This window comes from Nitrospira sp. Kam-Ns4a (genome assembly GCF_965152595.1).
In genome coordinates this window covers 1084195-1098408 of sequence record NZ_OZ224218.1, presented here as the reverse complement: position 1 = coordinate 1098408, position 14214 = coordinate 1084195, and the positions used below count along the sequence as shown (strand labels likewise).

The following is a 14214-nucleotide window of genomic DNA, read 5'->3' as shown; positions in this document are numbered from 1 at the left end:
AGTCCCTGAACCTGTTGCAGGAAGCGAAGTTCTGGCCTCCGCCGCAGCCGCTGCCGGGGGCGCTGTCTCGCGACTCGGATGGCCAGGTCATCGTGCCGGTCCACGTGGTGCGGGCGGCGTTCAAGCGAGAGCCACGCATCAATCTCCACCGCTATTTGGTCCACCTGGACTTCACCCAGGGCGTCCTGACGCTGGAAGGCGAGGCGGAGCACGTGGCCGCCAAGAAGCTGGCCAAGGATCTGGCGATCGCCGTCCCCGGCGTCAGTGGCATCGTGGACCGGCTCCGGGTCGTCCCGGCCCCACGGATGGGAGACGGCGTTATCCTCGATGCGGTGTGCGACACGCGGCTGCAGGAGCCGTCCTTGCAGAACGGCACGATCTGGCCCCTCCGCAAGGGCCAGCGCGAGCCCCGGCAGGTGGTCACGTCGGAGCCCCACGGGGCCATCGTGGTCTCGGTGACCGACGAGGTCGTGCTGCTGGACAACCGCGTGCTGACCCATCTCCAGAAGCGCCTCGCGGGCGTGCTGGCCTGGTGGGTGCCGGGAAGCTGCGGCGTGATCAATGGCCTCGAGGTCGTGTCCGACCAGCCGGATTCAGACGAAGAGCTGGCCAAGGCCGTGCAGCTGGTCCTCAAGAAGGATCGGCTGATTGTGTCGGAGGGTATCCGTGTGGCCGTGGCCCGGTCGGTTGTCACACTCGAGGGTTCCGTCCCCAACGACACGCAACGGGAGATGGCGGAATTCGACGCCTGGTACGTCTTCGGCGTGGACCGGGTGGTCAATCACCTGGAGATCCGGTAGAAGGGCGGACTCCTGCGCCGGCTTCGCCCTGCGCTCGCTCCTGCTCTCGTTCGTGGAAGCGGGGTGACAGTAAGCTCCGGGGGAGCCCGGCGACGATCGCGCTCAGGCCCATGGTGCCGCTGGGCCGCGCCGTCGCCGCCTCCGCTATTGCCTGCCATGCGTCCCAATAGGTCGGCTGGGCGATCTGGAAGAAGATTCCGAGGCGCAGCCCGTCGTCGGCAAGGACGCGGCGCATCACGTCCAGACGATCAGTCGAGGGAGGCTCTGCCTCGTCCGGCAGGATGTGCTGTTTCCAGGACGCCCGATCTTCGGGCCGGAAAACGACACAGGGGGCCAAGACATCGATCACCGCACAGCCCCGGTGCCGGATCCCCTCGGCGATCATCGCCGCCAAGCGCGTGGCCTCCCAACTCGCTCCGCGGGCCACAAAGGTGGCGCCCGCCGCGAGCGCCAGCAACAACGGGTGCAAGGGCGGTTCCGGGGAGCCGTAAGGCGTCGTGCTGGTCCGGTCGCCGCGCGGGGTCGTCGGCGACACCTGCCCCTTGGTCATCCCGTAAACTTGGTTGTTCATGATGATACAGGTCAGGTCCAGGTTGCGGCGCGCGGCGTGCAGGAGATGATTACCGCCGATCCCGTAGGCATCGCCGTCCCCCATTGTGACGAGCACGGTGAGGTCCGGCCTGGCCAGCGCGATCCCGGTAGCCAGCGGGATCGCCCGCCCGTGGATCCCGTGGAACCCGTAACCGCGGATGTAGCCCGGCATCCGGCTCGAGCACCCGATGCCCGACACGACGACCAGCCGTTCCTGCGGGATGGCCAGGGCGGCCAAGGCTTGGCACAGGGCGGCCAAGACCCCGTAGTCGCCACAGCCGGGGCACCAGACGGGGCGCAGCTCCGAGTGATACGATTTGGCGTCGCGCGGAGCCAAGGCACGGCCCTCCCTAGCCGGCGTCCAGCGGCGGCGGCTGCCCCGGGGGCGCGGCGACTGCCGAGCGCCGCTCGGGCAGCGCGAGCGCCGCCAGGACTTCCGAGGTTCGGAAAGGAAGGCCCCCGGGGCGCGCGATCGGCACCACGTGGCCGGGCAGGTCGTACCAGGTGCGTAGATAGCGGTAGAACTGGCGAAGCGAGGACAGCTCGACCACGTACAGGGTGCGCAGCGGCCGGAGCAACGGGTTCAGGCGGGCCGGCTGGACCGGGAACAGCAAGTGCGGGATGAATCCCTTGAGGGACAGGCCTCGTCTCTGCGCGATCTGGACCGCCTCGCGAACCACGCCCCCGGTCGAGCCCCATCCGATCAGGCCCACGCGGGCGCCGGGATCCCCGCACTGTTCGATCCAGCCCTCTTCCCTCTCCAGCGGGGCGAGTTTCCGCACGCGCCGTTCCGCCTGGCTCCGATGCGTCAGCGGAGAGGTGTCGGGCGCGCCGCGCTCGTCATGCTCCAGCCCGTCGGCCGTATACTCGGTCCCGGGCGTGCCCGGCAGGGGGATCGGGGCGACCGGCTCTGCGGGGGGAGCCCCGAACCGCCGGAAGCCGCCGGCTTCGGCCGCTTGGGCCCATCGCCGGTGCTCGACCGGGAGGGCCTCGAGCGCGACCGGGTCCACGATCTCGGTGCGTCCTCCCAGGTATTGATCGCTCAGCAGGATCACCGGCACCTGGTAACGTTCGGCCAGGTTGAAGGCGCTCACGGTCAACTCGATGCAGCTTCGTATCGAGGAGGGAGCGAGCACGATCCGCGGATTGTCTCCATGGCTCGATGCCAGGGCCGCCCAAAGGTCGCCCTGTTCGGTCCAGGTTGGCAGGCCAGTACTGGGGCCGCCTCGCTGCACATTGACGACGACCAGCGGGATTTCGGCCATCACGGCCAGGCCCAACCCTTCGGCCATCAGGGAGAAGCCGGGCCCCGAGGTGCCCGTCATGGCCTTCTTGCCCGCGAATGACGCGCCGATCGCCATGGCGATGGCGGCCAGCTCATCCTCCGCCTGGATCACGATGCCGCCTCGGGCAGGAAGCTGTTCGCTCAGCTCCTCCATGATGTCGGTCGCCGGCGTGATCGGGTATCCGGCATAGAACTCACAGCCCGCCCGGAGACTGCCGATCACCACAGCCTGGTTGCCGGTGATGACCCAGCGTCGCGAGGCCTGCGGCGGCGCCGACAGGGGAAAGGGCGGGGTTGCCCAGGTCTGCTCCGCCCATCGCCGGCCTGTGTGCAACAGCTCCATCGCGGCCGCCGGCGCCTCGCCCTCAAGACCGGCTCCTCTGATGCCCAACCGTTTCGTGATCGCGTCGAGGGCCGCCGTTTGGTGGAGGCCCAAGAGAAAGCCCACCATCCCCAGGACCAGGATATTCGGGTGCCCTGTTCCTCTCCCGGCGCTCGCCGTCAGGGCGTTCCAGGCCATCGGCAGACAGCGCGCGGCTTGCGCAGCCAACGCGGCCGGAGGCTCGCCTTGGGTCTCCTCGTACAAGATCCAGGCTCCGGGGCGGAGGCGGAGCTCCTCTTGGAACCGCTCCACGTTGCGCCAATCGAAGGCGATCACGACGTCGAGGTCGTCCGCCTGCTTCTGAAACGGCACCGATCCGAGGCGAACGAAGCAGGCGCTCTCGCCACCGCGGATTTGCGGGCCAAAGCTCTTGGTTAAGATTCCGTATAGCCCACAGGACGCCGCAGTCGAGAGCAGGAGCTCGCCGGCCGTCATGACGCCGGTGCCGCCGCTCCCCACGAACGCCACCGCCGCCTCGGCTCGGCTCTCGGTCCGCTCCGCCGCCATTGTTCGGCTCTCCCCGGCTTCCCTGTGGATGCACGCCCCGTGCCCGGGCATCCGACGAGGGGTCACGCGTCGGCGCGGTGAAACCCCGGGAACTTCGCGGGCTCGGGGCGTTGGCGAACGAGCGATCCATGGGCTCCCTGGGGAGATTCGGGCCAAGCCGGAGCCGACCGTTGTTGCGAAACGCCTCAGTGCGCCGAGGCCTTCTGTCTGATGCAGGCGGATCAGGCGGCGAGAGGTATGCTCGACTCATTGCGCAGAAGCCTAGGCTCGCATATTGTTAAAGTGAGCGGAGGGTCGGCACGGAGAAACACCACAGCGACAGGGAGTCGGGTGCAGGGGTGGTGCGCAAGCCCGGCAGCTTTCCTTGGAAGGCAGGTCCGGGAAGCCTTAAGCCCCTCCGAGACTCCCACCGTATCTGAGCTGCTCGTTCCGGCCCTCCGCTCGTTGTGTTTCCGCGGTGGGCGCGGGTGGGGAGCTGCGCTGGGGGTGTTGAAGGCGAACGTTGCACACTGCCTCCACTGCCGCACCTGCGTCGTCAAGGATCCCCTCGACGTGCGGGAGGGGGACGGGGTGCAGAACATCGTCTGGCGTGCCCCATCCGAAGGCGGGCCGCGGTACGAGGGCTTGTAACGGGAAGCCGGGCGCACCTCGTGGTTTGCGTGAAGCAGGTTTCGGCTACGGAGTCCGGGCTCGAGATCGCGGAACAGGGACAGGATATCCGGAAGGACCAGCTCAGCTTGGTGCTCAATCCCTACAAGGAGTTCGCCCACGGAGGCGGCTCTCCGGATCAGGGAGTGACTCGGCCGGGGAACGCTGTATCGGTCGTTGTCCAAGGCCGACATGGCGACCGTGAAGCCGTCCCCAACCGCTCCGAGGAGCGCCGTCTCCGGCACCGCGCAGTCCTCGAACAGCAACTCCCCGGTGTTGGAGGCGCGGAGTCCGAGCTTGCCGACGATCGGGCGCTGGGAGGACCCCGGCGTCTCAGCTTCGACCAGGAACGCGGCGATCCCGGGGTGGCGTTTCGTCGGGTCCGTCTGAGCGAAGATCGGCGCCAGATCCGCGACCGTCGCGTTTGAAATCCAGGTCTTCGTGCCGTTGAGGACCCACTGGTCCCCGCGTTTGATGGCCCTCGTCTCCATGGCCGCCGGGTCGCTCCCCGCATTGGGTTCCGTCAACCCCAAGCAGCCGAGCCGGCGGCCCTCGCACAGCTCCGGCAGGTGCCGGCGCTTCTGCGCCTCGGTCCCCCAGCGGAGGAGCGTCAGCGCGACGAGCGAGACCTGGACGGAGAGCGGGGTGCGGAGGGAGGAGTCCACGCGCCCGATCTCCTCGGTGATGAGGGCGTGGCCGATAGAGTCGAGCCCGGTGCCCCCGTAGTCCTTCGGGACGGGTCCGCCGAGCAGGCCCAGCTCGGCATTTTGTGGATCAGCTCGCGCGGAAACCGGCCAGCTCGGTCCTGCTCGGCCGCACCGGGCGCGATTGCCTCGTCCACGAAGTGCCGGACCAGCCCTCGCACCATCTTCTGCTCGTCGGTCGGGTTGAAATCCATGTCGGTCCTCTCACCCCCTCACTCCTCGCCTCCGACGTCCTCTTTGAACCGTTTCATTCGAAAAAGATCTTCCCGTTCGCGTTCTTCGAGCGTCTGGCGAATCTCGCGCACCTGTCGTTTCAGGGACGGCACCAGAATCTCATCGAGCGCGTTGATCCGGCGTGTCGCCTTTTTGATCTCGGCCCCCAGTTTTTTGAGGCGGAGCTCCACCGACACGCTGCGCAGGATCAGCTCGAGCACGGCTTCGAACCGGCGCGCGGCCTGGTCGAGATAGGTTGACACGCCCGAGAGCGCGTACCCGCGGGCATCGGCGGCCCGGGCCACTGGTGCGTGCCGGAGGTCCGGAAATCGCACGCCCCAGACGTTGCGTTCGGTGAGCTCGATCAGCACGTCCCGCTTCGTGGCAAACCCGGCGGACCGGAGCGGTGCATGTCCTTCCATACCGAGCGCCAGCGCCAGGGACGAGCGGGCCTGCGCCGTCGCAGCCTCCAGTTCCCCGCGATGTTCCGCCACCTGGCCCATTACCGTGAAGAATTCGCGGACGAGGGCCTCGCGCTTGCTCCGAAGCAGCTCGAGCCCCCGCTCCGCCGCCTCGATCTGGCGCTTGAGCGACAGGAGCTGCATCCGCGTCCGGGCGACCGGCTCCATGATTCCCCCCTTACGTCGGCCGCGCCCCGTAATAACGGTCAATCAGCTCCGGCTTGACGCGCGTGAGCTGGTCCATCGGCAAGTACCGCAGGAATTTCCAGCCCAGTTCCAGTGTCTCCTCGAGTGAGCGGTTGCGATCGCCCTGGTTCACGAACTCCTGCTCGAAATCCTGGGCGAGCTTCAGGAGCCGTCGGTCCGGCTCGGTGAGCCCATCCTCTCCCACAATGGCAGCCAGCCGCCGCACCTCTCGTCCCTGCGCGTAGAGGGTGTAGAGCTGATCGGCCACCGCGCGGTGGTCCTCGCGGGTCTTCCCCGTCCCGATCCCGAGGTTCATGAGCCGCGACAGGCTGGGCAGCACGTCGATCGGGGGAACGATCCCCCTGCGGTGCAACTCCCGCGAGAGCACGAGTTGGCCCTCAGTGATGTACCCTGTCAGATCCGGAATCGGATGCGTCATGTCGTCGTCTGGCATAGTCAGAATCGGGAGCTGGGTGATCGAGCCCGGCTTGCCCTTGATCCGCCCAGCCCGTTCATAGATCGAGGCAAGATCGGAATACATGTAGCCCGGGTAGCCGCGCCGGCCCGGAATCTCTTCCCGGGCGGTGGCGATCTGCCGCAGCGCCTCACAATAGGCCGCCATGTCGGTCAAGATGACCAGCACGTGCCAGCCCAACTCGAAGGCGAAATATTCGGCCGCGGTCAGAGCGAAGCGAGGGGTGAGCAGCCGCTCGATGGCGGGGTCGTCGGCCCTGTTCAGGAAGACGACGGTATGCTCCATCACCCCTTCGCGCTCGAACTCCTGCAGGAAGAAGGAGGCATCACGAAACGTCACCCCCATGGCGGCGAACACGAGCGCAAAGGGACCGGCTCCGGCTTCTTGGCTGGTGCCGATCTCGATCCCGGGCGAGGGGGACAGCACCCTCACCGTGGCTTGTCTGAGGATCTGGGCGGCCAGTTCCTTGGCCGGCAGGCCGGCTCCCGAGAAGATCGGGAGCTTTTGTCCGCGGACCAGCGTGTTGAGCCCGTCGATCGTCGAAATACCCGTTTGGATGAAGTGCGCCGGTTTGTCGCGGGCGACCGGATTGATGGGCTGCCCGACGATCGCCTTGCGGGTGTCCGGGATGACCGGCGGGAGGCCGTCAATCGGGCGTCCCCCGCCGTTGAAGCGGCGGCCCAGGAGATCCGGCGAGAGATCCATCATCGCCACCGATTCCGTCAGGCGCACGCGCGTCCCGGCGATCCCAATACCGGTCGTTTCCTCCAGCACTTGGATCACAGCATGGCGCGCAGACAGCTCGATGACCTGGCCTCGCCTGGGCTCTCCGCTCGGCAGCAGGAGTTCGACCAACTCGCCGAGCGAGGCGGCCCTGACGCGGTCAACGAACAGGAGCGGGCCGGCGAGGCCGCTGACCGTCTCGTATTCTCGGGTGATCAGGTCGTCCATCGTATGACCGTGACGCGTGGCGGGTGACGCGTCGGAGACTGCTTGTAGGCCTCGGTGTAATCCGCGGCGTACCCGTCACTTGTCACCTGTCGCGTGCCGCGGGTTCTGCAGTTCCTGTTCCATCTTCTCGATCAGGGCGCGAGCCCGCTGGAGGCAGGCGTCGGGCGGGATGTCCTTCAGACGCGCCAGCTCTGCGCGGAACGGCGAGCTCAGCAGTTGTTCGATCGGGCGCCCCTGTTTGAGGAGTGTCTGGCCGTAGGCCAAAAACTTCAGCAGCGCTTTAAGCATCCAGTACTGCTTCTCAAGCGGACAGGCGGCGTCGATCTCCGAATAGGCGTTCTGCCGGAGATACTCCTCCCGGATGAGGCGGCTCGATTCAAGGACCAGGCGCTCTTGATCTTGGAGCGCGTCGAGCCCGACGAGCTGAACGATCTCCTTGAGTTCCTCCTCCTTCTGGAGCAGGGCCGCGAGGTCAGCTCGGAGCTGCGGCCAGTCCGGTGCCACCTCCGTCCGGAACCAGGGGTCGAGGGGGGCGGTGTAGAGGGAGAAACTGCGCTTCCAGTTGATGGCGGGAAAATGGCGACGGTGGGCCAGATCCGGGTCCAACGCCCAGAGGGCTCCAGCCACCTGCATCGAGCTCTGGGTCACTGGCTCCGAAAAATCGCCGCCGGGCGGGGAGATGGCCGACACAATGGTGACGGATCCCTGCCGGGTGGGGTCTCCGAGGCAGCGAACCCGGCCTCCGCGTTCGTAGAAGCCGGCCAGCTTGGTGGACAGGTAGGTGGGATACCCTTCTTCCCCGGGCATCTCTTCGAGCCGCGCGGAAATTTCACGCGTGGCCTCGGCCCAGCGCGAGGTGCTGTCGGCCATCAAGGCGACCGCGTAACCCATATCCCGGTAATACTCGGCCAGCGTGATGCCCGTGTAGATTGAAGTTTCGCGGGCCGCCACCGGCATGTTGGAGGTATTGATGACGAGGATGGTCCGTTGCATGAGCGGCAAGCCGGTGCCCGGATCCTTCAGACGAGGAAAGTCGGCCAGCACCTCCGTCATTTCGTTGCCCCGCTCTCCACAGCCGATGTAGACGATGATGTCCGCTTGCGCGTATTTTGCCAAGGTCTGTTCGACGACCGTCTTGCCGGTTCCAAACCCGCCGGGCACGATCACGGTTCCACCCAAAGCGACGGGATAGAGCATGTCCAAGACCCGTTGCCCGGTTACGAACGGCACGATTGGAGGGAGCCGCTCGGTGACCGGGCGGGGCGTTCTCACCGGCCACCGTTGCAACATCGTGATCGGGCGGTCGCCGTCCAGCAGCGCGATGGGCTCGGCGACGGTGAAGGCCCCTTCTCGAATTTCGCGGACGGTGCCGGACACGCCTGGCGGGACCAGCACGCGGTGCTGGATCCTCTCAGTCTCCTGGACCACTCCCACGCAGACCCCGCCGGTCACCGGAGTCCCGGGGGGGACCACCGGTGTGAAGGCCCATTGTCGGTCCCGAGGCAGGGCCGGAACGGTGACTCCCGGGGTGATCCAGTCGCCCCGTTGGGCTGCGATCACGTCCAGCGGACGTTGCACCCCATCGAAGACGGAGCCCAGAAGCCCCGGTCCCAGTTCCACCAAGAGTGGCTCACCGGCGTCCACGACCTCTTCGCCGAGCGACAGCCCCGTCGTCTCCTCGTACACCTGGATCGTGGCTTCGTCCTGCCGGATGCGGATCACTTCCCCGAGCAAGCCCATCCGGCCGACCGCGACGCGGTTGAACATCCGGGTCTGTGTCATCCCTCGCGCGACCACGGTCGGTCCGGAGATTTGAACGATTGTGCCGCTCATCGCGTGGTAAAAAGCCGGTGGCCAGTCGCGCGCCGCCCGGCGCGTTGAGCCACCTGCCGCTGGCCGGTAGCTGGTTGCCGCTCGCTCATCGCTTGAGCTTCAACTGATAGCCGATCGCCCGGCGGAGCAGCCGGGCCAGGTAGTCCTCCCGGGGCTCGCCGAGCGGGGCGGTCCGCGCCACCGGGAGCGCGAAGAAGACTGGAGTCAGGCTCTCCTCCAGAGCAGTCCGGGTGGGCTCCGGAACGGCGGACACAAAGTCTTCGTTGTAGATCACGATCCCGGTCTCTCTGGCCCGGAGCAGGGCAAGGAGTCGCTCGCCCGCCTCGGCCGGCGTGGCCACTTCGGTGACCTCCACTCCGGCCAGCCGAAACCCGAGCGCGGTCTCGGAATCCGTGAGCACCCTCAGCCGAGCCATACCATTAGCGATGCGCGCCGCGCGATGGGCGATGGGTGACGCGGTGATCGCCTAAGTTTCGCCTGGTCAACTCCGTCGCCCAGCACGCCTCACCGATCGCCGGTCTCGATGATCAGCCACTCCGCGATCTGCTCGCGACTCATGCCCAGGGTCTTTCCGCGCGCGATCATGCGGAGGTTCCGCGTCTCGTTGAGCTTTCGCTCCAGATAAGCCAGTCCTACCCCCATGCCGAGCGGATCGCCTCGTGAGAGCCTCAGTGTTTCCCGGAGGAGCGCCCGATCAAGCCGTCGTTCCAGGGCTGGAAGCGACAGGGGGGGGCCCTCTGCACCCGCGGCCGCCAGCCAGTGAAACGGGCCGCCGGCCAGCAAGGACAGCCCGTGCCGGAGATCACGGGCGCTGACCACGGCCTCGTACTGAGAGCGGGTGAACCGACCCCCCGCTTCGAGGAAGTGGTGGGCCGCCTCAAGGGGAGACCGAGCGCTCCGTTCCTCCAGATAGCGCAGCGCAGTCAACAGATTCGTCCGATCCACCAGCAGGCGCAGGTAACTCCTGACGACAGCGTCGTTGTCGTCCCCATCCGCTACCACGTCCAGGGCGTGCGCGAAGGCGAAACCGTCGAGCTCGAACTCCACTGGCTGCAGGGATGCGGATTCGCCGAGCCGTGTGAGTCCTTTGCGGAGCGGACGGGCGAGCGGCATGCGCCAGGTGGCGAGCGTGTCCACCACCACCCCGACCGTCGGGGCTCTGGACAATTCGGCCAACGCGAGTTCGTCGAGGATTCCCGCGGGAACCGTTGCAGCTAAGATCTCTTCGATCGGGGCGGCGGCCCGTTTCCCTCTCAGGATGGTCTTCAGATTATACGCATCCCAGCGAAGCAGAATCGCCTCCAGCACTTCCAGCATGCGATCCGACGCGAGACGTCTGAGCTTCGCCAACGTCCCAGCCAAATCCCGCCTGAGCGCTTCGTCGAGCCGAACGGTTGGGTCCGGGCCGGCTTGCGACCCTGGCGCCTCAACGACTCGCTCCAGCGCCTCCGCATAGGCTGAGTCCCGCAGGCGCTCTACGATGCCCCCGGTCGTGTCCTGCGCGAGCAGCGCCTCGTACTGTTCTCGGGTCAACAGCCGGCCCTGCATGGCCCTGACCCGGGCGTTGAAATACGCGTAGTCGTCCATAGTCCGTGGGGGCTGCGGCTGGGGGCTAGGGGCTGCGGTTGCCTCGCGCTTCTTGCCCCTCGCCGCTTGCCTGCTGCTCGCTAAACAACAGCCGGTTCAGCTCGAGGAGGAGCTGCGGCCTTGCCTTGGCGAGCCGAGTGGCCAAGCTCGTCCGGAGAATTTCGCCGTCCGCGACGACCGCCGCGCCCAAGAGGAGATCGTCCTGCGACCGTTCTTCCATCGTCAGGTTGCGCGCTCGGAGATACGGCGCCAGAGAGGCCCGTTCCCGGGGATCAATGATCACGGTGAGTGGTCCGGGCGGCGCCGCTGCCAACAGTTCGTCGAGCAGTCCACGCAAGACGCGAGCCCGATCCGGGCCAGTGAGCGCCGCCGCGGTCTCGGTCACCCGCCGCCAGACCGCATCCAGCACCTCATGCTTCGCCTGCAAGAGAAGGTGGCGTCGCGAGAGCGACGCCCGGCTCAGCGCCTCTGCGCGCTGTCGAGCCAGTTCGCTTTGTGTGGACTGGTCGGCCTCGCGCTCCAAGGTCGCGGCGGCAGCGGCGGCTTCGGCGATCAGCCGTTCGGCCTCGGCTCGGGCCTTGCGCAGGATCCCCTTGCACTTGGCGTCCCCCTCTTCCAGCAGCGCCGCGATGAGGTGTTCGTACGCCATGGCTTCTCAGCGAGTCGCTCGCCGTTGGCTGCCGGCTCACTTCAGCGTGAACAGAATCAGGATTGCCACCGTGAAGCCGAAGATCACCAGCGTCTCGGGGATGACCAGGAGAATCAGGACGGTGCCCAAGGATTCCGGTTTCTCCAGAATGGCCCCCACGGCCGCTGAGCCGATCTTGGCCTGCGCGAGCCCTGTGGCCAGTGCCGCCAGCCCGATGGCCAGCCCGGCCCCGATGGCGATCAGTCCGAGGTCCGTCATCGCATACCTCCTACGCAACTCGCGGATAGCCGACGGTCAGGATCCAGCGCAGCCACAGCGTTTCCCCTCTTGGGCTGATCGCTGTCAGCTGTCCGCTCCTCTCTTGAACGGCCGATACGGCTTGCCTCCCGGCGCAAAGAAGTTTTCGAAAAACTCCACGTAATGGAGCCGCAGGGACTGGATGGTCGGGGAGAGGAGGCCGAAGACCAAGTTGATCGTGTGGAGGGTCCCCCCGATCACCATGGCCAGGAGCACATTGCCGACCGCCCCGCCGAGCTTGTTGGCCGCGAACGCCAGCGCCGCTGAGGCCACGCCAATCCCCATCAGACGGAGATAGGAGAGCACGTTGACCAGGTTATGCAGCTCCATGGCCCCCCGCGGCCCGCCGAAGATGAAGGTCAAGGCGAGCGCTCCGAGCAGGCTCGCCGAGGCCACCCTCGCCCAGAGGGGCGGGAAGAGGCCGGACAGCCCGCCGATCAGCGTGACAAAGCTCAGCACCAGCACCAACCCTCCCAGCTTGGCGAGACACTCGTGCCGGTGGCCTTGCCGCCAGGCCCAGAACGCGCCCAGGAGAATCCCCAGGGAGACGTGACCAGCTCCAACGCCGATTGAGAGGTACAGGAGCGGAATGAACGCCTGCATGCGGTTGAGGACGGGACGCAGGCCGATGGACTCGCCGAGTTCCCCAAACAGCTCTCCGAACAGACACCCGAACAGCACGGCTGCCCCCGAAGCGACAAGGAAGACGAGCGACAGGTCGCGAAGGAGCGGGTGCTGACCAAAGCGATGCCGGACCACGGTCGCGGCGATCAGCAGCAACAGCCCGTACCCCACGTCGCCGAGGATCATTCCGTAGAAGAGCGGGAAGAAGACCGCGAGGTAGGGAGTAGGATCGATGCTGCCGTACCGCGGCAGGGCGATCAGTCGCGTGAGGGACTCGAAGGGCCGGAGCCACCGGGGGTTGTGCAGCACTACGGGGACCGTTTCCCATTCTGCCTGTTGGATCGGACAGGTTTCCAGCACCACCTGCCCGCCGAATTCCTTTGCAATTCCGGCGCGCAGGGCGCCCAGCGCGCGGCGTGGAACCCACCCGTAAATGAAGGAGGCCAACTCGGTCTGGTAGAAGGACGAGGCGACCTCGATCTGCTGCAGGCGTTGGGCCACGGCGTCGCGGAGCCGCAGCAGCTCCTGCCGCCAAGTCCTGGCCACCTCGAGGAGGTCCTCTCGATAGCGGGCGGCGCGAAGGGGTAGGTCCACCTTTTTCTTGAGAATGATGCGGAGCGCCTGGCCCAGCGGTTTATCCGAGACCGATGCAGGCAGGCGCAGTTCGTTGATCCCCTCCTCCCAGAGGAGACTGCGGATGCGGGCGGTAGAGGTCTTCGGAAAGACCAGCAGCACCGCCATGCTGCGCGCGTCGAGCCGGCTGTGGAACAGCTCATACCGGTTGTCGGTCACCTTGGCCACCAACTCATGCAGAAGCGGCAGCACACGTTCGCGCCCTTCTTCCTCCTCGATCGTGACTCCGAGGTGATCGAGCTCGTCGCTGTCTTTGATCAATCGGAGGAATGGCGCCAGCGCCGTGACCGCGCGCTCATATTTGGACAGCAGGGCCAACTCGTCTTCGCACAGCTTCAGGCGGCTCGTGAGGTAGTCCACCCGGGTTCCCACCTGTCGGACGATCTGGCTGATCCGTCGCCAGTCTTCCAGGTTCTGCAGCCTGCCTGCGGCCTCCCGTTTGGCCGCGGCCGGTGGCGCTTCGGGCAAAAGCAGGAGGAGCCGGCGCAGCTCTTCGTGCAGGCGGTCCAATTCGGCCTGGCATTGACGGGTGGACTCGTCCATCACCTGAGGGCGCAAGGGAATTTGCGCGGCCTCGGCTGGTGCGGACTCGATGTGCACCACGCCCGCCTCCTGCAGGAGGGCGGTCACCCTGTCCAGGCGGTGCCGTGGGAAGACCAGCCGGACTTTTGCCATCGGTTCGATCATCGTCTGAGCTCACGGCTTCCGGCACATAGCCGGTCGCCTGCAGGCGACAGCCAGTCGCTGTTCGCCATGAGCTACCAATTCGGCAGAAGGCGCCGCAACACCAACTCCACCGCTTCGTCCAGCCGGCGCAGGCCGCGGGCTTTCAGCTCATTGGCCTCCACCTTCGCCTCCAGCACGAGCCGCTCCGCCTCGCGGTCTGCGTCTTTCGTGCCGTGGGCCAGCCGGTGCTGTGTGGTTGCCTCGAGGCTCCGGCGCTTCTCGGCGAGGAGCGTTGCGGCCTGGGCTCGCGCGCGTTCTAGAAGCGTCGCCGCTTCCTGCTCGGCCGCGCGCACCATCCGCTCCACTTTGCGCTCGGCGCCCCGGATTGCCTGCAGGATTTCTGGTGCGGGGGTGGCTGTCTCATCCGGCATGGGAACCAGACCTTGCGCTTCCGGGCTCGGCCTTCAAGGCGTGGCGCTCGCGGGTGCCGGTCCGACGGCGCCGACATAGGGCAGAGCGCGGCCCTCGCCGTCGAGGTCCAGCCCGTAGCCGATGAGCTACAGATCGGGTACCGTGAACCCGACGTAGTCCACGCTGAAGGCGGCGGTCCGCTGGCTCGGCTTATCCAGCAGGACGCAGGTGCGGAGCCAGGCCGGCCCACTCCCCCGAAGCCGGGCGACGGCCCTCGCGAGGGTTTCCCCGGAGTCCAGGGTGTCATCCAC

The 14214-nt window shown here is 66.9% G+C and carries 14 protein-coding genes and 1 pseudogene; 2 read left to right on the top strand and 13 right to left on the bottom strand.

Annotated elements, in window-relative coordinates; all coding sequences use genetic code 11:
- The first annotated feature begins 14 nt into the window (after positions 1-14).
- Positions 15-800 carry a BON domain-containing protein gene (locus ACWHYQ_RS05425; RefSeq protein WP_447974714.1) on the top strand — a complete coding sequence of 262 codons (786 nt, stop codon included), beginning with the start codon at positions 15-17 and terminating at the stop codon, positions 798-800.
- Here ACWHYQ_RS05425 and ACWHYQ_RS05420 read toward each other — a convergent pair.
- The gene (locus ACWHYQ_RS05420) at positions 778-1728 is read right to left on the bottom strand and encodes a thiamine pyrophosphate-dependent enzyme (RefSeq protein ID WP_447974713.1); all 951 of its coding nucleotides are present in this window, start codon (positions 1726-1728) and stop codon (positions 778-780) included. The two genes, ACWHYQ_RS05425 and ACWHYQ_RS05420, sit on opposite strands and share 23 nt — an antisense overlap.
- Positions 1729-1741: 13 nt before the next feature.
- Complete coding sequence (locus ACWHYQ_RS05415) at positions 1742-3565, bottom strand: 2-oxoacid:acceptor oxidoreductase subunit alpha (RefSeq protein WP_447974712.1); 1824 nt, start codon at positions 3563-3565, stop codon at positions 1742-1744.
- Positions 3566-3775: 210 nt separating this feature from the next.
- Here ACWHYQ_RS05415 and ACWHYQ_RS05410 point away from each other — a divergent pair, with 210 nt between their 5' ends.
- Positions 3776-4195: a 4Fe-4S dicluster domain-containing protein gene (locus ACWHYQ_RS05410; protein WP_447975527.1), complete on the top strand. Its 420-nt coding sequence runs from the start codon at positions 3776-3778 to the stop codon at positions 4193-4195.
- 278 nt (positions 4196-4473) lie between these two features.
- Here ACWHYQ_RS05410 and ACWHYQ_RS05405 read toward each other — a convergent pair.
- The 11 genes and pseudogenes from ACWHYQ_RS05405 to ACWHYQ_RS05355 all read right to left on the bottom strand — a co-directional run.
- Positions 4474-5111, bottom strand: a pseudogene (locus ACWHYQ_RS05405) (acyl-CoA dehydrogenase family protein); the annotation flags it as partial.
- An 18-nt stretch (positions 5112-5129) separates the two neighbouring features.
- Positions 5130-5759 (bottom strand): V-type ATP synthase subunit D, encoded by a 630-nt coding sequence (locus ACWHYQ_RS05400; protein WP_447974711.1) that lies wholly within the window; start codon positions 5757-5759, stop codon positions 5130-5132.
- 10 nt (positions 5760-5769) lie between these two features.
- The gene (locus ACWHYQ_RS05395; protein WP_447974710.1) at positions 5770-7203 is read right to left on the bottom strand and encodes a V-type ATP synthase subunit B; all 1434 of its coding nucleotides are present in this window, start codon (positions 7201-7203) and stop codon (positions 5770-5772) included.
- Between the two features lie 75 nt (positions 7204-7278).
- Complete coding sequence (locus tag ACWHYQ_RS05390) at positions 7279-9036, bottom strand: V-type ATP synthase subunit A (protein WP_447974709.1); 1758 nt, start codon at positions 9034-9036, stop codon at positions 7279-7281.
- A gap of 85 nt (positions 9037-9121) precedes the next feature.
- Positions 9122-9451 (bottom strand): V-type ATP synthase subunit F, encoded by a 330-nt coding sequence (locus ACWHYQ_RS05385; RefSeq protein ID WP_447974708.1) that lies wholly within the window; start codon positions 9449-9451, stop codon positions 9122-9124.
- Between the two features lie 89 nt (positions 9452-9540).
- The gene (locus ACWHYQ_RS05380) at positions 9541-10623 is read right to left on the bottom strand and encodes a V-type ATPase subunit (RefSeq protein ID WP_447974707.1); all 1083 of its coding nucleotides are present in this window, start codon (positions 10621-10623) and stop codon (positions 9541-9543) included.
- Between the two features lie 25 nt (positions 10624-10648).
- Complete coding sequence (locus ACWHYQ_RS05375) at positions 10649-11272, bottom strand: V-type ATP synthase subunit E family protein (RefSeq protein WP_447974706.1); 624 nt, start codon at positions 11270-11272, stop codon at positions 10649-10651.
- A gap of 36 nt (positions 11273-11308) precedes the next feature.
- Positions 11309-11530, bottom strand: a complete 222-nt coding sequence (locus tag ACWHYQ_RS05370; protein WP_447974705.1) for an ATPase — start codon at positions 11528-11530, stop codon at positions 11309-11311.
- Between the two features lie 84 nt (positions 11531-11614).
- Positions 11615-13513 (bottom strand): V-type ATP synthase subunit I, encoded by a 1899-nt coding sequence (locus ACWHYQ_RS05365; RefSeq protein WP_447974704.1) that lies wholly within the window; start codon positions 13511-13513, stop codon positions 11615-11617.
- 71 nt (positions 13514-13584) lie between these two features.
- On the bottom strand, positions 13585-13923 hold the full coding sequence (locus tag ACWHYQ_RS05360; protein WP_447974703.1) for a hypothetical protein: 339 nt from the start codon (positions 13921-13923) through the stop codon (positions 13585-13587).
- Positions 13924-14049: 126 nt separating this feature from the next.
- A complete protein-coding gene (locus tag ACWHYQ_RS05355; RefSeq protein ID WP_447974702.1) occupies positions 14050-14214 on the bottom strand; it encodes a phosphoribosyltransferase family protein in 165 nt (54 codons plus the stop codon).